This window comes from Streptomyces sp. NPDC091279, assembly GCF_044757465.1.
Classification (GTDB): domain Bacteria; phylum Actinomycetota; class Actinomycetes; order Streptomycetales; family Streptomycetaceae; genus Streptomyces.
On sequence record NZ_JBIVVA010000014.1, the window covers coordinates 67,799 to 83,792 of the forward strand.

General features: G+C 71.8%; 16 protein-coding genes. 7 read left to right on the forward strand and 9 right to left on the reverse strand.

Features of this window, described 5'->3' with window-relative positions; all coding sequences use genetic code 11:
* Positions 1-8: 8 nt before the first annotated feature.
* The 4 genes from ACIQOU_RS30900 to ACIQOU_RS30915 all read right to left on the reverse strand — a co-directional run bounded on the left by ACIQOU_RS30900 (position 9) and on the right by ACIQOU_RS30915 (position 3,579).
* The gene (locus tag ACIQOU_RS30900) at positions 9-764 is read right to left on the reverse strand and encodes an RDD family protein (protein WP_401541969.1); all 756 of its coding nucleotides are present in this window, start codon (positions 762-764) and stop codon (positions 9-11) included.
* A 192-nt stretch (positions 765-956) separates the two neighbouring features.
* Positions 957-1,319, reverse strand: coding sequence for a hypothetical protein (locus ACIQOU_RS30905; RefSeq protein ID WP_401541972.1), 363 nt, complete (start codon positions 1,317-1,319; stop codon positions 957-959).
* A gap of 112 nt (positions 1,320-1,431) precedes the next feature.
* Positions 1,432-1,788, reverse strand: a complete 357-nt coding sequence (locus ACIQOU_RS30910) for a hypothetical protein (RefSeq protein ID WP_401541974.1) — start codon at positions 1,786-1,788, stop codon at positions 1,432-1,434.
* Positions 1,789-2,091: 303 nt separating this feature from the next.
* The gene (locus ACIQOU_RS30915) at positions 2,092-3,579 is read right to left on the reverse strand and encodes an RDD family protein (protein WP_401541977.1); all 1,488 of its coding nucleotides are present in this window, start codon (positions 3,577-3,579) and stop codon (positions 2,092-2,094) included.
* 245 nt (positions 3,580-3,824) lie between these two features.
* Between ACIQOU_RS30915 and ACIQOU_RS30920 the strand changes: the two genes are divergently transcribed.
* Positions 3,825-4,238: an SsgA family sporulation/cell division regulator gene (locus ACIQOU_RS30920; RefSeq protein ID WP_401541979.1), complete on the forward strand. Its 414-nt coding sequence runs from the start codon at positions 3,825-3,827 to the stop codon at positions 4,236-4,238.
* A gap of 131 nt (positions 4,239-4,369) precedes the next feature.
* Here ACIQOU_RS30920 and ACIQOU_RS30925 read toward each other — a convergent pair whose 3' ends face one another.
* Positions 4,370-5,776, reverse strand: a complete 1,407-nt coding sequence (locus ACIQOU_RS30925) for an FAD-binding oxidoreductase (RefSeq protein ID WP_401541982.1) — start codon at positions 5,774-5,776, stop codon at positions 4,370-4,372.
* 91 nt (positions 5,777-5,867) lie between these two features.
* On the opposite strand from ACIQOU_RS30925, the gene ACIQOU_RS30930 reads away from it, so the two are divergent.
* The gene (locus ACIQOU_RS30930) at positions 5,868-7,349 is read left to right on the forward strand and encodes a tetratricopeptide repeat protein (protein ID WP_401541985.1); all 1,482 of its coding nucleotides are present in this window, start codon (positions 5,868-5,870) and stop codon (positions 7,347-7,349) included.
* A gap of 14 nt (positions 7,350-7,363) precedes the next feature.
* Here ACIQOU_RS30930 and ACIQOU_RS30935 read toward each other — a convergent pair whose 3' ends face one another.
* Both ACIQOU_RS30935 and hppD read right to left on the reverse strand, forming a co-directional pair.
* On the reverse strand, positions 7,364-8,143 hold the full coding sequence (locus ACIQOU_RS30935; RefSeq protein WP_401541987.1) for a Teichoic acid biosynthesis protein C (Precursor): 780 nt from the start codon (positions 8,141-8,143) through the stop codon (positions 7,364-7,366).
* Between the two features lie 345 nt (positions 8,144-8,488).
* Complete coding sequence (gene hppD, locus ACIQOU_RS30940; RefSeq protein ID WP_401541990.1) at positions 8,489-9,637, reverse strand: 4-hydroxyphenylpyruvate dioxygenase; 1,149 nt, start codon at positions 9,635-9,637, stop codon at positions 8,489-8,491.
* A gap of 145 nt (positions 9,638-9,782) precedes the next feature.
* On the opposite strand from hppD, the gene ACIQOU_RS30945 reads away from it, so the two are divergent.
* From ACIQOU_RS30945 to ACIQOU_RS30965, 5 genes are all read left to right on the forward strand, one after another.
* Positions 9,783-10,262, forward strand: coding sequence for an Lrp/AsnC family transcriptional regulator (locus tag ACIQOU_RS30945; RefSeq protein ID WP_401541992.1), 480 nt, complete (start codon positions 9,783-9,785; stop codon positions 10,260-10,262).
* 26 nt (positions 10,263-10,288) lie between these two features.
* Complete coding sequence (locus ACIQOU_RS30950; RefSeq protein WP_401541994.1) at positions 10,289-10,936, forward strand: ABC transporter permease; 648 nt, start codon at positions 10,289-10,291, stop codon at positions 10,934-10,936.
* The gene (locus tag ACIQOU_RS30955) at positions 10,929-12,221 is read left to right on the forward strand and encodes a betaine/proline/choline family ABC transporter ATP-binding protein (protein ID WP_401541997.1); all 1,293 of its coding nucleotides are present in this window, start codon (positions 10,929-10,931) and stop codon (positions 12,219-12,221) included. Before ACIQOU_RS30950 ends, ACIQOU_RS30955 begins: the two co-directional genes overlap by 8 nt.
* A complete protein-coding gene (locus ACIQOU_RS30960) occupies positions 12,218-13,072 on the forward strand; it encodes an ABC transporter permease (RefSeq protein ID WP_401542000.1) in 855 nt (284 codons plus the stop codon). Before ACIQOU_RS30955 ends, ACIQOU_RS30960 begins: the two co-directional genes overlap by 4 nt.
* 179 nt (positions 13,073-13,251) lie before the next feature.
* Positions 13,252-14,139 (forward strand): glycine betaine ABC transporter substrate-binding protein, encoded by an 888-nt coding sequence (locus ACIQOU_RS30965; protein ID WP_401542201.1) that lies wholly within the window; start codon positions 13,252-13,254, stop codon positions 14,137-14,139.
* Positions 14,140-14,141: 2 nt separating this feature from the next.
* Here the strand turns inward: ACIQOU_RS30965 and ACIQOU_RS30970 are convergent, their stop codons facing one another.
* Together ACIQOU_RS30970 and ACIQOU_RS30975 are read right to left on the reverse strand one after the other, a co-directional pair.
* Positions 14,142-14,936 (reverse strand): S16 family serine protease, encoded by a 795-nt coding sequence (locus tag ACIQOU_RS30970; RefSeq protein ID WP_401542003.1) that lies wholly within the window; start codon positions 14,934-14,936, stop codon positions 14,142-14,144.
* A 316-nt stretch (positions 14,937-15,252) separates the two neighbouring features.
* On the reverse strand, positions 15,253-15,894 hold the full coding sequence (locus ACIQOU_RS30975; RefSeq protein ID WP_401542006.1) for an IclR family transcriptional regulator: 642 nt from the start codon (positions 15,892-15,894) through the stop codon (positions 15,253-15,255).
* Positions 15,895-15,994: the final 100 nt, after the last annotated feature.

Sequence of the window (15,994 nt, forward strand, 5' to 3'; positions counted from 1 at the left end):
GCGCCGGTTCAGTCGGTGGTGCTGACGACGACGGTCTTGGCGGCCTTGTCGTGCAGGCCCTGCTTGTAGGGCTTGTCGAAGAAGCTCCAGCCGCCGCAGATCGCCGTCCAGATGCAGGCACAGCAGAAGGCGAACGGAATCCACAGCACCGCCGCGCGGATCAGGTTGGTCTGCACGGAGGGCGTGGCGCCGTTGTCGAGGTTGGCGACCCGCATCTTCAGCCACTTCTTGCCCAGGGTCTGCCCGGTGCGGCTGATCATGACGGTGTCGTAGCCGATGTAGAGAACGGCGGCGATCACCGACTGCACCAGGGACTTCCCGTAGGTGACCGTGCCGCCGACGTTGTACTGGTGCGCCCCGAGCGGCCACGTCACCAGCCAGACGACGATCCCGACGAGGATCAGGTCGATGATCCGCGCGAGCGTGCGCCTGCCGCTCTCCGCCAGCGGGGGCATCCCGGCGAGCGGGTCCCCCTCACCGGGAAACGGCCCACCGGGCCCGCCGGGTCCACCGGGACCGCCGCCAGGCCCGCCGCCCCCGGGCCCGCCGCCCCCGTAGGGGTCGTTCCCGTAGGGGCTGTTCCCGTAAGGGTCGTTCCCGTACGGGGCGCCCTCCGGGGGTTGCCCGTAGGGGCTGCCGCCGCCCTGGGGCCCGGACCCGTAAGGGTTGCCGCCCTGCGAGGAGTCGCCGTAGGACGGGGGCTGCTTCCTGAACGGGTCGTCATCCGGGGTCCCGCCGGAGCCGGGGGGCGGTTGGCTGCTCATGGCCCGAGTCGACCGCGATCCCCCACGCTCCGCATCCGGCGAGCGGCCGTCCGGGGGACGCGGGGAGCGACTCAGGAAGGGGGAGGGGACTCAGGAGGGAGGAAACGGCCCCGTCGGTCCCCGCCTGCCCCGCCGGACCCCGGCTTGCCCTGCCTGCCCCGCCGGACCCGGCCTACCCCGCCGGGCCCCGCCTCACGAACCCGGCGGCACGAGCTGTCCGACGTGGACGGACTGGAACGCGGCGTCCGGAACGCGCTCACCGTCGTTGATCCTTCGGGCCGGGAACTGTGCCGTCGTCCCGCAGTTCGGGAGGGCGTAGAGGTACAGCACGTTGTCGGTGTGGTTGACGAGATCCCCGGTGCCGTGGACGTTCCGGCACGTCCCGATCTGCTGCTCCGAGGGGGCGGGGTAGTCCTTGACGACGGTCATCACGCGGGCGCGGCCCGGTTGGCCGGGGTCTTCGTAGACGTAGAAGTGGATGTTGTCCGCGGCGGCCGGGGCGGCGGCGGCCAGCAGGAGCGCGACGGTGGCCAGGGCGGTCGACCAGGGGCGCATGGTGCCCTCCTCGGGGCGGTGGCGTCGGGGGACGAACGACCACGGAGACCCGGCCGCCGTTCGTCGACGGCGGCCGGGTCGCGGCCGAAGGGGCCGGGAGTCGGCCGGGCCGCTACGGCGTCAGGATGACCTTCACCGACTTGATCGACTTGCTGGGCATGTTGACGACCTCTTCGGTGTCGTCGAGCCGGTGCTTGGGCGATCCCGCACAGCCCTCGTCCTCGTAGAGGAACACCGTGCCGCCGGTGTCGTTGATGAAGTCCCGGCCGATGGTGAGGCGCTTGCACACGCCCCACTGGGCCTCGTCGGTGTGCTGAGGAGCGCGGTCGACCATGTTCACCACCTTGGCCACGCCCGTGTGGGCCGGGTCCTCGTAGGCGAAGTAGCGGATGTTGTTGGCGGCGGCCGGGGCGATGGCCGCGAGGGACAGGACGGCTCCCGCGAGTGCGGTGATCAGACTGCGCTGCATGCAGACCTCCTGAGAAGAACTCGGGGTCCGGGAGCGGCTGTTGCCCCTCCGGGACCACCAGAATTCTGTCGGCCCAGGAGGGCCCCAAGGAAGGGCAAAGCGGACGGAACACCCAAAGGAGCGAGGCCCCTGGCACGGCTTGACCGGGGTCGGGGAGCAGGGGCCCGGGATCAGGGACCGGTCGGGGCGCCGAGTGCCGATCCCCGAGCGCCCGGGCCGGCGGCGCGGGACGCGAGCCCCCTGCTCCCCGCCCCCAACTCCCCAGTTCCTCAGCCCCTCCTGCTCGCCAACCCCCCAACTCCCCTACTCCGCAACGAAGGTGTGCGCTGCCTTGTCGTGCCAGCACTGGTGCCACGGTCGGTCGAAGAGGCACCAGGCGGCGCCGACCACGCCGATGCCCAGCAGGCCCGGCACGCTGTAGACGAGCCAGCGGCGTACGGCCGCCCCGAAGGACGGGGGCTCGTGGCCCTCGATGTCGCGGACCTCCAGGCCGAGCAGCTTCTTGCCGAGGGTGCGGCCCCACTTCGCGGTGGGCAGGGCCTCGTACAGGACGCCGGTCAGGAGCAGGACGGCCACGACGATGCCCAGGTAGAGCGTGGTCGTGCCGTCGAGGAACCAGACCGTGACGGTCTCGCCGGAGAGCCTGGCCTCCTCGATCTTCTCGTCGACGTGGGCCATCGCCCTGGCGCCCAGCGGAACGGCGGCCAGCGCGGTGACGGCGCCGAGGACGAGGGTGTCCAGGAGCCGCGCCACCAGCCGTTTGACGAGGGACGCGGGGCGGGCCGCCGCCTGCCGCCGGGCCGCCGCCTGGAAGATGTCCTCGGCGGGCGGCTGCTTCCAGGGCACGACGGGCGACTCGTCACCGGCACCGGCGAGTTGGTGGACCTGCTGCGCCCAGGAGTGCTGGCCGCCACCGGGACCGCCGGACATCGCAGCCGGGGGCGGAACTGCGGCCTGGGGCGGAACCGCCGCTGCGGGGGCGGGAGTTGGGGGCGGGGTCTGGGTCGGCAGGGGCTGGGCCTGCGCCTGGGCCGCTGCCGCGCGGTCGGCCGCCGCCTTCCCGGCACCGAAGCCCGGGCCCGAGGCGGCGGGCGGCGTCGGGCCGAACCCGCCCTGCGCGCCCGGCTGTTGGTCGGCGCGCGGAGGCACCGCGCGGAACGTCATCGTGCCCTGGTCCGCGCCGGGCCCTTCGGCGGGCGCCGGTTGGCCGGTCGCGGGGCGGCGGAAGACGAACGTGCCGTCGGACGGCGGCGGTTCGGGCGCCGGGGTCTGCGCAGGGGCCGGGGTCTGCGGCCCGGCCGGGGTCTCGGCCGGGCGGCGCGGGTCGGCGCCGGGCGGGGACCCCCAGGAGACCCGGTGATCGGGGTCGGCGCCGAACCCGGCCTGCCGGGACCGGTCGGCGCCCCACGCGGTCGCGGGCTCGGGCCGGCTGCCGCGCTGGGCGTCACCGGCCTGCGACGGGACACCGGCGTCGGGGTCCTCGTCGAAGAAGTGCGGCCCGGTCACCTCGACGGAGGCGGGCGGCGCACCGGTGGGCGTGCCGGGCGCCTGCGCCGCCGTTGCCGAACCGGGGTGCCGCGCGGGCGCGTTGGACTGCCCCGGGGGCCAGCCGGGCTCGGGGGACGAGCCCGGCGGCGGGGGCAGGGTCTCGCCGCCCGCCGGGGCCGGGCGGCTGGTGCCGGGGACCCAGGACGCGCCGTTCCAGTAGCGGACGTATCCAGGAATGGACGGGTCCGGGTAGTACCCCTCGCGGGGCCTGTCGTCACCGGGGGCCGGGGTTGGGGCGCTCATGTCCGTCGTCCCGTATCTGCTCGGGGGTCTTTATGGGGGCTCCACATCTATCAGACCGGTGCGACCGGCACCGCCTCTCCCGCCGTACCCACCCCTTTCGGGCAACCTCGTGCACCGGATTCACACGTACGGAAAAAATCTTCGGGAACCCGCGTAATGGTCGGCGCCGACCGCTGTCTCTCCAGGTACGGGCCTCCCCTAGGGGCTCGGGGACGCGTGAGAGATCTGGAGAGAGGACACCCGTCATGCCCTACACCGTGGTGGAACGTGAACTGGAGCTGCGGCTCATCCTGGCGCCGGAGCGGAGCATTCCGGTGCCCGCGCTGCTCGGGTACCGCACCGACGACCCGTACGCCGTGCACATCGCCTTCCACATCAACTCCGAGCATCCGGTGCACTGGACGTTCTCCAGGGAACTGCTGATCGAGGGGGTGTTCCGGCCCTGCGGACACGGGGACGTGCGGGTGTGGCCGACGAAGGCGGAGGGGCGGAGTGTGGTGCTGATGGCGCTGAGTTCGCCGGACGGTGACGCGCTGCTCGAAGCGCCCTCGGCGCAGGTGTCGGCGTGGCTGGAGCGGACGTTGCGGGTGGTGCCCCCGGGGACCGAGGCCGAGCAGCTGGGCATCGACGACGCGCTCGACCAGCTGCTCGCCCAGTGACGGCACCCCTAGGGGACGTTCCCGACGCCCCACCGGGGTTACGGGTCACCCTGTCAGGGTCACCGGCCGCCCCGCCGGGATGTCAGGGGAACCCTGTCAGGGCCACCGGCCGCCCCGCCGGGCCGCTGGCGTCAGAGGACCTTGCCCGGGTTGAGGAGGCCGAGGGGGTCGAAGACGTGTTTGAGCTGGCGTTGGAGGTCGAGGGCGACGGGGCCGATCTCCCGCGCCAGCCACTCCTTCTTCAGCACGCCCACCCCGTGCTCACCGGTGATCGTGCCGCCGAGTTCCAGGCCGAGGCCCATGATCTCGTCGAACGACTCACGGGCCCGCCGGGACTCGTCGGGGTCGGCGGCGTCGAAGCAGACGGTGGGGTGGGTGTTGCCGTCGCCCGCGTGGGCGCAGACGCCGATGGTGAGGCGGTACTTCTCGGCGATCCGCTCGATGCCGTCGAGCAGGTCGCCGAGCCGGGAACGGGGCACGCACACGTCGTCGATCATCGTGGTGCCCTTCACCGCCTCCAGTGCGGGCAGGGCCGATCGCCGTGCCTGGAGCAGGAGTTCGGACTCGGCGGGGTCGTCGGCGGGCACCACGGCGGTGGCCCCGGCGGCCTCGCAGAGCGCGCCGACGGCGGCCAGGTCGGCGGCCGGGTCCGGGGTGTCGAACGCGGCGAGCAGCAGGGCCTCGGTGGTCTCGGGCAGGCCCATGCGGGTCAGGGCGTTGACGGCCTTGACGGTGGGGCGGTCCATCAGTTCGAGGAGGGAGGGGACATGACCGCCGGCCATGATCCGGCAGACGGCGTCGCAGGCGGCCGCCGTCGACGCGAACTCGGCGGCCAGCACCAGCTGTCGGGGCGGCTGCGGCTTCAGCGCGAGGACCGCGCGGACGACGATGCCGAGGGTGCCCTCGGAGCCGACGAACAGGCGGGTGAGGTCGTACCCGGCGACGCCCTTGGCGGTGCGGCGGCCGGTGGACAGCAGGCGGCCGTCGGCGAGGACGACGTCGAGGCCGAGGACGTACTCGGCGGTGACCCCGTACTTGACGCAGCACAGGCCGCCGGACGCGGTGCCGATGTTGCCGCCGATCGTGCACATCTCCCAACTGGAGGGATCGGGCGGGTAGGTGAGGCCGTGCGCGGCGACGGCGCGGGAGAGGGCGGCGTTGACGACGCCGGGTTCGACGACGGCGATGCGGTCGACCGGGTCGATCTCCAGGATGCGGTCCATCTTGGTGAGGGAGAGGACGACGCAGCCGTCGGTGGCGTTGGCGGCGCCGGACAGTCCGGTGCGGGCGCCCTGCGGGACGACGGGCACGCGCAGCTCGGTGGCGACGCGCAGGACGTGCTGGACCTGTTCGACGGTGCGGGGCAGCACGACGGCGGCGGGGGCACCGGCCGGGCAGAAGCTCGCCATGTCGTGGGCGTAGGAGGCGGTGACGTCCGGGTCGGTCAGCACGGCCTCGGCGGGCAGTCCGGTGAGCAGCCGGCCGACGAGATCGCCGGTGTGCTCGTCACGGGGCGCTTCGATGCGGCTCATGATCACAGCGTCGCACCCGGGGCCATCGGTGTGAACCCCGTCTGCGCCGACTGCGGTATGCCCGGGTAGCTCGTCCTATTGACGCACAGTGATCGGCATGGAGAACGAGCGGAATCCCCTGGCGACGGCCCGCAGGGACGTGTGGGAAGGGGGCCAGGCGGCCGGCCTCAAGGAGGGCGGGAAACGGCGTCGGCGCGGCGCCCGCCGGCTGGTCACCGGGGTCGTCGTGGCCCTGCTCGCCGGGGCCGGTGTCTGGTTCTGGCCCACCGAGGACGCCCCGGAACAGCCGCCCGCTCCGGCGCCGGGGGCGCAGGCGCTGGCCGCCGTCACCTTCGGGGTACCGGCCGCGCTGCCCGACCTCGCGGTGCTGATCGGGCAACGGGAGGCCGCCGTCCGTGAGCATCCGGCCGACGCCCGCTCCTGGGCCGTGCTGGGCGCCGCCTACGTCGAACAGGGCCGCAGGACCGCCGACGCCACCTACTATCCGCGCGCCGAGCAGGCCCTGCGCACCTCGCTGAAGGCCCGCCCGAAGGCCAACGTCGACGCGCTCGGCGCGCTGGCCGCGCTGGCCAACGCCCGCCGGGACTTCCGCGCCGCCCGCACCTGGGGCGAGGCCGCGCTGAAGGCGGCGCCGAAGCGCTGGACGACGTATCCGCTGCTGCTGGACGCGTACACCGGGCTGAACGACTACAAGGCGACCGGGCGTGTCCTGGAGAAGCTGACCGAGCTGCGCTCCGGGCCCACGGTGCTGGCCCGCACCGGTTGGGTCTACCGGGACAAGGGCTGGCGGGAGGACGCGGCGGCCAACCTCGCGGACGCGGCCGCCGGTGCCACCACCCCGGCCGAACAGGCCGCCTGGCTGGAACGTTCGGGCCAGTTGGCCTGGGAGCGCGGTGAACGGGAGGACGCGCTGCGCCACTTCCAGGAGGCCGTCCGGCTCGATCCCGACCAGCGGGCGGCGCAGGCCGGGCAGGGCCGGGCGCTGGCGTCCCTGGGCCGCACGACCGACGCCCTGAACGCCTACCGGGTGGCCCTGGACGGTCAGCCGTGCCCGCAGTACGCGCTCGAACTGGGCGAACTGTACGAGTCGTTGGGGCTCGGGCAGGCCGCGAAGGTGCAGTACGACCTGTTGCGGGCGCGGGTGCGGGCCGACGCGGCGGGCGGGGTCGACGACGAGCTGGTCCTCGGGGTGTTCGAGGCCGACCACGGTGATCCGGCGTCCGCGGTACGCCGGTTGCGGGCGGAGTGGCGCAGGCAGCCGGGGATCGAGGTGGCCGACGCGCTCGGCTGGGCGCTGCACCGCACCGGCGACGACAAGGAGGCGCTGCGGTTCGCGACGGCGGCGACCGACAAGGCGCACGGGGGTGGGGTGCGCAGCGCGCTGTTCGCGTTCCACCGGGGCCTGATCGAGCGGGAGTTGGAACGGTACGGTCCCGCGCGTCGGCATCTCCAGGACGCGTTGCGCGTGAACCCGCACTTCTCGCCGCTCCGAGTCCCGCTGGCGAAAGCGGCGTTGGCGTCCCTGGGCGAGGTCCCCGACGAACCGCTCCCGACCGGAACGCCCGCCCCGACCGCGTAACTCCCTTACGGCGTCTATGAGTTCTTGGTGTACACCGAGAACTTGCGGGCGCCCTCCTCGCCCGAGGCGAGCCCCAGGCAGAGCGTCGGCGTCGGGGACCGCCGGACCGCGAGCCCCTCCGGTTCCCGGAACGTCAGCGAGTACCCGGCCTCCGTGCGGCTGCGCTGGAGCAGGGCGCCGGTCGTGATGTCGAGGCACGACAGATACGTATTGCCGTGCCCGGCAGGGGGGTTGGTGCCGGTGGCGTAGGCGGACCCGGCGACCTGGTAGAGGAAGTCGCCGTGCAGGGCGTACCCCTGGAAGGGCACGTCGGGGTCCGGGTGGGCGCCGGTCTGCGCGATGTCGGCGACCGGGTCGGCGTAGTCGCGGGCCACGAAGGCGTCCAGGTCCCAGATCCGGTACCGGGGCACGCCCTTGATCCGGTACCGCACGGCGAGCCGACGGGACTCCATGCACACCGTCGGCTGGTTGTTGGTCGACCCGGGGATCGGGTACCGGATCGCCACGTCGGCGCCGGTGCGGACGGCCCCGTCGAAGAAGTGGAACCGGGTGACGCCCTGCCCGTAACCGCTGCGGGCAGCGGCCTCGGTCCAGATCCAGACGCTGCCGTCGGACTCGTTCTGCACCCCGACGCTGACGCCGTGCCCGAAGCCGCGCAGGTACATGTGGCCCAGGAACGCCCCTTGGTAGTCAAGCCTGTTGAGGCAGAGGTCCCCGGCCGCCTGCCCGGTCCTGGTGAGCTGAAGGGCGTACAGATTCCGGTGCACCTCGTCGAAGGCGAACGACTGAAGCACCGTCGGCTCCTTCAGCGACCCTTCCTTCCACAACCACCGCTCAGCCGCCACCCCCAGATCAATAGCCCCCACCACAACCCACCCCCACAAGTCCCACGGACATCCATAGGCCTTGATACCCGCAACCCCCGCCAACAGAAGGCCCTTTGACCCGACCGACACCGGACTCACGGCTCCTGCACAGGAAACCGGAACGTTGCAACGCCGGGCCGGGCAACCGCCTGCCTTTAAGGGGCGCGGGGCTGTATCGATCTGCGGCTCCGCCGCGCGGGCGCGACCAGCCACGACGGCGCCGCACCCGAGAACGAACCCCTCCCCTCCTCCCCCAGGACAGGGAACCGGCGACTACAAGTTGCCCCGAAGCTCCTGCTCCCGCTCGATCGCCTCGAACAACGCCTTGAAGTTCCCCTTGCCGAACCCCAACGACCCATGCCGCTCGATGAGTTCGAAGAACACGGTAGGCCGGTCCTGCACCGGCTTGGTGAAGATCTGCAACAGATACCCGTCCTCGTCCCGATCGGCGAGAATCCTCAACTCCCGCAACGTGTCGAGCGGCACCCGAGTCTCCCCCACCCACTCCCCGAGGGTGTCGTAGTAGGAGTCGGGGGTGTCGAGGAACCGCACCCCCGCGTCCCGCATGGCCCGCACCGTGGCCACGATGTCGTTCGTGTTGAGCGCGATGTGCTGAACCCCCGCACCCCCGTAGAACTCCAGATACTCGTCGATCTGCGACTTCCGCTTGGCGACGGCCGGTTCGTTGATCGGGAACTTCACCTTCCGCGTCCCGTCGGCGACGACCTTCGACATCAGCGCGCTGTACTCGGTGGCGATGTCGTCGCCGACGAACTCCTTCATGTTCGTGAAGCCCATGACCCGGTGGTAGAAGTCGACCCACTCGTTCATCCGGCCGAGTTCGACGTTGCCCACACAGTGGTCGATGGCCTGGAAGGTACGGCGGCCGGGCGCGGCGGAGAGCGGCTCGGCGGCGTCGTATCCGGGCAGGTAGGGCCCGGTGTAGCCGGTGCGCTCGACCAGCGTGTGCCGGGTCTCGCCGTACGTGGCGATCGCGGCGAGAACGACGGTCCCGTGCGCGTCGGTCACCTCGTGCGGCTCGGTCAGCGCCCGCGCCCCGTGCGCGACGGCGTAGGCGAACGCGCGGCGGGCGTCCGGGACCTCCAGGGCGAGGTCGACGACCCCGTCACCGTGCTCGGCGACGTGCCGGGCCAGGAACTCGCCCCAGGGGGTGGCGGGGCGGATGACGGAGGTGAGAACGAAGCGCGCGGAGCCGTTCTCCAGGACGTAGCTGGCGGTCTCGCGGCTGCCGTTCTCCGGGCCCGCGTACGCGACCAGGGTCATGCCGAAGGCGGTGGAGTAGTAGTGCGCCGCCTGCTTGGCGTTGCCGACGGCGAAGACGACCGCGTCCATTCCCTTGACCGGGAAGGGGTCGGCCTGCCGGGCGGTCGCGTCGGGAGCGTGCTGTGTGGTCTGCGTCATACGACCAGCGTGTGGCCGCTTCGCAAGGTGCGCAACAGTTCACGTTTTCATGGAGCATTCTGTACAGCAAGAGGAGGGAGTTCCCGCCCTCTCTGTACAGGATGACCATGGACAGTCAACGCGTGACCATGACCGGAGGGGTGCTGTGGGGATCGACGGGCTGGACGGGCGGATCATCGTGCTGCTGGCGCGGGAGCCGCGGATCGGGGTCCTGGAGATGTCCCGGCGGCTGGGGGTGGCGCGGGGCACGGCGCAGGCACGCCTGGACCGGCTTCAGTCGAACGGAGTCATCCGCGGGTTCGGTCCGCAGGTCGACCCGGCGGCCCTCGGCTACCCGGTCACCGCCTTCGCCACGCTGGAGATCCGGCAGGGCCAAGGGCCGGACGTGCGGGCCCACTTGGCCACCGTTGCGGAGGTGCTCGAACTGCACACCACCACCGGCAGCGGCGACATGCTGTGCCGGCTCGTGGCGCGGTCCAACGCCGATCTCCAGCGGGTCATCGACCGGGTTGTCGGTTTTGATGGGATCGTCCGGGCCGCCACCGCGATCGTGATGGAGAACCCCGTTCCGCTGCGGATCATCCCGCTGGTGGAGCAGGCGGCGGAGGACGCCGACCGGACGTAGCCGACCACACCCTGGGGTGAGCGCGTGTGAACTTCTGGGACTATCTCGGCAACCGCCATCAGCAGCTGCTCACCGACGCGTACCAACACGCCAGCGCCGTCTTCCAGTGCATGGTCGTGGCGACCGTGATCGGCGTGCTGATCGGCGTCGTCACCTACCGCAGCGACTGGGCCGGGACCCTCGCCACCACCGCCACCTCGACGATCCTGACCATCCCGTCGCTCGCGATGATCGGCCTGCTGATCCCGATCGTCGGGCTCGGCGTGCCGCCCACGGTGATCGCGCTGACCCTGTACGGGCTGCTGCCGATCGTGCGCAACGCGATCGTCGGGCTGCGCGGCGTCGACCCGTCGCTCGTGGACGCGGCGCGCGGCATCGGCATGTCCCGCACGATGCGGCTGCTGCGGGTGGAGCTGCCGCTGGCGTGGCCGCCGATCCTGACCGGCATCCGGGTCTCGACGCAGATGCTGATGGGCATCGCGGCGATCGCCGCCTACGCCTCGGGCCCCGGGCTCGGCAACGAGATCTTCCGCGGCATCGCCTCCCTGGGCAGCAAGAACGCGCTCAACCAGGTGCTCGCGGGCACGGTCGGGATCATCATCCTCGCGCTGCTGTTCGACGCCGCGTACGTCCTGCTCGGCCGGCTGACCATTCCCAGGGGGATTCGTGCCTGAGACACCCGAGACGGCCGCGTTCCCGGCGGAACGGCGGGCCCCCGAGCCGCCCGAGCGCCCCACCACCGGCGCCACCATCGAGCTGGAGAACCTCACCAAGCGCTACCCCGGCAGCCCCGAACCGGCCGTCGACAGCGTCACCATGGAGATCAAGGCCGGTGAACTGGTCGTCTTCGTCGGCCCCTCCGGCTGCGGCAAGTCGACGACGCTCAAGATGATCAACCGGCTGATCGAGCCGACCAGCGGCCGCATCCGCATCGGCGACGAGGACGTCACCCGCATCGACGCGGTGAAGCTGCGCCGCAAGGTCGGGTACGCCATCCAGTCGGCCGGTCTCTTCCCGCACATGACCGTCGCGCAGAACATCGGCCTGGTGCCGAAGATGGTCGGCTGGTCGACGTCCCGGATCAGGAACCGGGTGGAGGAGCTGCTCGACCTCGTCGGGCTCGACCCGGGTGAGTTCCGGGGCCGTTATCCGCGCCAGCTCTCCGGCGGGCAGCAGCAACGGGTGGGCGTGGCACGGGCGTTGGCGGCCGATCCGCCGGTGCTGCTGATGGACGAGCCGTTCGGCGCCGTCGACCCGATCACCCGCGACCATCTTCAGGACGAGCTGATCAGGCTCCAGCACGAGCTGCACAAGACGATCGTCTTCGTCACCCACGACTTCGACGAGGCGATCAAGCTGGGCGACCGGATCGCGGTGCTGCGGGAACGTTCCCACATCGCGCAGTTCGACACCCCGGAGGCGATCCTCACCAACCCGGCGGACGACTTCGTCTCCGGTTTCGTCGGCGCGGGCGCGGCCCTGAAGCGGCTGAACCTCACCCGGGTGCGGGACGTCGAGATCACCGACTATCCGACGGTGACCGTCGACGACCCGCTCCAGTCGATCTTCAATCGGCTGCGGGAGAGCGGCACCAACGAGATCCTGCTCCTCGACAGACGGCGCCGCCCCTACAAGTGGCTCAGGCGCGGCGACCTGATGCGGGCGCGGGGTTCGCTGGCCCGCGCGGGCACGCTGGTGCACGACACGGTGACCCGGGACGCCACCCTGCGGGACGCCCTGGAGGCGGTCCTCACCGACAACGCGGGCCGGGTCGCGGTGACCGGGCGGCGCGGCGAGTACACCGGCGTCGTCGACATGGAGACCCTGATGAACTCCGTGCACGAACTCCTCGACGCGGACCGGCTGGAGGCCATGGAGGCGCAGCACGAGCTGGAGGAGGCGCGGGCCGAGCAGACCCGGGCCGAGCAGGAGGGTGCGGCGGGAGGGCCGGGCGAGTGAGCGATCCGACGCCGAGGCGGCCACCCGGCGAGCACGAGGTCAAGGGGCTCGCCTTCCGCGACGAGGGCGAGGTCGAGTCGGAGGCGCCCCCGCCGACCCCGGTACGGCCCCGGCGCCGGATCAGCTGGCAGCGGCTGACGTTCCTGCCGGTGTTCCTGGTGGCGCTGCTGCTGGCGACCTGGCTCTGGTTCCGGCAGGCGCACCTGGACGCGATCTCGACGAACGCCCTCTCCAACGGGCAGGTGTCCAAGGCGCTTTGGCAGCATGTCGAACTCACCGTGATCTCCACGTTCTTCGTGCTGATCATCGCGATCCCGCTGGGCATCCTGCTCACCCGGGCCATGTTCCGCCGGGCCACCCCGGTCGCGATGACGTTCGCCAACATGGGTCAAGCCACGCCCGCCATCGGCCTGTTGGCGCTGCTGGTGATCTGGCTGGGCACCGGCATGAAGGCCGCCCTGATCGGCATCATCATCTACGCCGTCCTGCCGGTGCTGTCGAACACCATCGCCGGACTGCGCGCCAACGACCCGACCCTCCTGGAGGCCGCCCGGGGCATCGGCATGTCGCCCCTCGGCGTCCTCGGCCGCGTCGAACTCCCCCTCGCCGTCCCGCTGATCCTGGCCGGCGTCCGCACCGCCCTGGTCCTGAACGTCGGTACGGCGACGTTGGCGACGTTCGGCGGGGGCGGCGGGCTCGGCGTGCTGATCACCACCGGCATCACCAACCAGCGGATGCCGGTGCTGGTCCTCGGCTCGATCCTCACGGTGTCCCTGGCCCTGCTGGTCGACTGGCTGGCCTCACTCGCCGAACTCCTGCTGCGCCCACGGGGTTTGGAGGTGACGACATGAGCGGAGGCATGGATGCCGGGTGGACGGACGGGAAGCGGACGGACGGGAAGCGGACGGGCGCGAAACGGGCCGGCGTGCGGCGGACCGGGGCGCAACGGGCCCAACTCCCCTCCCTCTCCCTCCTGGTGGCCCTTTCCCTGCTGGCCGGGTCGGGATGTGGGCTGACCAGTGGTTCCCCGATGGTGGACGACGTGACGCCGGGCTCGATCGGCACGGGGCTGCCGCTCAAGGGGGCTCATCTCACCGTCACCTCAAAGGAGTTCACGGAACAGCTGATCCTCGGCGCCATCATGGGGATCGCCTTCGAGGCGGCCGGCGCTGACGTCCTGGACCGCACCGGCATCCAGGGGTCGGTCGGGGCCCGCGAGGCCGTCAAGAGCGGGGAGGCGGCCGGGATGTACGAGTACACGGGCACCGCCTGGATCACCTACCTGGGCCACAGCAAGCCGATCGTCAGCCCCGGGAAACAGTGGGCGGCGGTGCGGGACGCGGACCGCGCGAACGGCCTGACCTGGCTGGCGCCGTCCGCGTTGAACAACACGTACGCGCTCGCCATGAACGAGGCCCACTTCAAGAAGTACGGCACGAAGACGCTCTCCGAGGTCGCGGCGCTGGCCGGGAAGGACCCGGGTGCGGTGACCCTGTGCGTGGAGAGCGAGTTCGCCAACCGGGCGGACGGGCTGCCCGGCATGGAGAAGGCGTACGGGATGGACCTGCCCGCGAAGAACATCACGCAGATGGACACCGGGATCATCTACACGCAGGCGGCGAAGGGGAGTTGCACGTACGGGGAGGTGTTCACGACCGACGGGCGGATCAGGTCGATGCACCTGGTGGTGATGGCGGACGACCGGAAGTTCTTCCCGAACTACAACGCGGCGCCCGAGATCAACTCCACGGCCCTGAAAAAGTACCCGGCGATCGCGACGGTCCTCGACCCGGTCACCAGGAAGCTCGACAACACGGTGGCGCAGACCCTGAACGCGAAGGTCGACGTGGACGGCCAGGACCCGCACGACGTGGCCCTGGAGTGGATGAAGAAGGAGGGCTTCGTCAAGGGCGGCTGACGTCAGCAGGCGGGAACGTTCCCCTTGCCGGTCTCCAGGGCGTGCAGGGAGCTGATCGCGCCCTTGAGGGTGGTGACGGGGATCAGCCGCAGCCCCTTGGGCAGTTCGGAGGTGGCGTCGGCGCACTCGGCCTTCGGCACCAGGAAGACGGTGGCGCCGTCGCGCCGGGCGGCCATCGTCTTCAACGGCACCCCGCCGACGGCGCCGACCGTGCCGTCGTCGGCGATGGTGCCGGTCCCGGCGATGGCCCGGCCGCCGGTGAGCCCGCCGTGGGAGGCGCCGGAGCTGTCGAGCTTGTCGATGATCCCGAGGGTGAACATCAGCCCGGCGCTGGGCCCGCCGACGTCGGACAGCTTGAGGCTGACCTTGATGCCCTTGTCCTCCAGGTGGAGATAGTCGAGGGCGGCGTGGGTCGCCGCGTCCTGCGACTGGGTCATCTGCTCGGTGTTGTGCTGCTCGATCTCCTTGGTGCTGCTGCCGCTCGGGTACACCGCGTCGCGCGGCATCACCGCCCGGTCCGTCGCGAACCACGCGTCGACGACCTGCCGCAGCGAGATCCGCACATCGGGGTTGGTCGCCTCGATCGTCGTCATCCGCAGCTGCCCGGTCGTCGCCCGCGCCTTCGCCCCCGAGATGGTGATGACCGGGGTCCCCTTGTACTCACCGAGCACATCCGCCGTCATCCCGGGCTGCGCCAGCGAGAACGGCAACGGCGAGAGGGCCGCGGTGGCGAGCAACGCCACAACCGGCACAGCACAGACGGCAACGGCCCACGGGCGCGTAAGACGAGAAAGCACGAGATCAATCTAACGCGCCCCCCTGATCCAGCCAGAAACCTGGGGGTGCCGGGGGTCGGGGCAAGTGGCGACAGAGGGCCGGGGTGGGGGAGATCCCGGGGGCTGCGGAGGCGCCGGGGAGTCCGGGGGCGGCGGGGACTCCGGGGGCGGCGGAGGCGGCAGGGACTGCGGGGGCTGCGGAGATTCCAGGGGCGGCGGAGGCACTGGGAAGCGCGGGCGGCGCCGGGGGCTGCGGGGGTCCGCCCCGCAGGGGTCCGCCCCGCAGGGGTCCGCCCCGCAGGGGTCCGCCACTCAACTCCCGTGCCCGCAGGCGTCGTTACCGCAATGCCTCCGCGACTTCCCGCGCCGCGTCCATGACCCGGGGGCCGACCCGGTCCGGTATGGCGTCGGCCAGCATCACGACCCCGACGCTGCCCTCGACGCCGGTGACCCCCAGGAGGGGCGCGGCGGCGCCGCTGGCACCGGCCTCCAGTTCGCCGTGGGTGAGGGTGTAGCCGGGTTCGCCGGGGGGTTGGATGCGGGCGGCGAGGATGGCCCGGCCGGCCGCACCCCGGTCCAGCGGATGCCGGAACCCGGCCCGGTAGGCGACGTGATAGTCGGTCCAGGTCGGCTCGACGACGGCCACGGCGAGGGCGTCGGACCCGTCGACGAGGGTGAGGTGAGCGGTGGCCCCGATGTCCTCGGCCAGCGAACGCAGCGCGGGCAGCGCGGCCTCCCGGACCAACGGATGCACCTGACGCCCGAGCCGCAGCACGCCGAGCCCGACGCGGGCCCGGCCGCCGAGGTCACGTCGGACCAGGGCGTGTTGTTCCAGCGTGGCGAGCAACCGGTACACCACGGTCCGGTTCACGCCAAGGCGTTGGGAAAGCTCGGTGACGGTCAGCCCGTGGTCCGTGTCGGCCAGCAGCTTGAGGACACGCAGTCCCCGGTCGAGCGTCTGAGAGGTCTCCGCGGTCACGACGCCCACTCCTCCAGGTGGTGAGTCGGCGCCCTCCGTCGCGGCAGTTGCGTCACCGAGTCCCGTCAGTGACGCGCTTCAGAGGCCGCCGATCGGCCGG

Bases quoted from the DNA above. Each gene is read 5' to 3' on its own strand.
- ACIQOU_RS30915 (WP_401541977.1), bottom strand. From the start codon at position 3,579: ATGAGCGCCCCAACCCCGGCCCCCGGTGACGACAGGCCCCGCGAGGGG.
- hppD (WP_401541990.1), bottom strand. From the start codon at position 9,637: ATGACGCAGACCACACAGCACGCTCCCGACGCGACCGCCCGGCAGGCC.
- ACIQOU_RS30910 (WP_401541974.1), bottom strand. From the start codon at position 1,788: ATGCAGCGCAGTCTGATCACCGCACTCGCGGGAGCCGTCCTGTCCCTC.
- ACIQOU_RS30930 (WP_401541985.1), top strand. From the start codon at position 5,868: ATGGAGAACGAGCGGAATCCCCTGGCGACGGCCCGCAGGGACGTGTGG.
- ACIQOU_RS30920 (WP_401541979.1), top strand. From the start codon at position 3,825: ATGCCCTACACCGTGGTGGAACGTGAACTGGAGCTGCGGCTCATCCTG.
- ACIQOU_RS30905 (WP_401541972.1), bottom strand. From the start codon at position 1,319: ATGCGCCCCTGGTCGACCGCCCTGGCCACCGTCGCGCTCCTGCTGGCC.
- ACIQOU_RS30965 (WP_401542201.1), top strand. From the start codon at position 13,252: ATGGTGGACGACGTGACGCCGGGCTCGATCGGCACGGGGCTGCCGCTC.
- ACIQOU_RS30900 (WP_401541969.1), bottom strand. From the start codon at position 764: ATGAGCAGCCAACCGCCCCCCGGCTCCGGCGGGACCCCGGATGACGAC.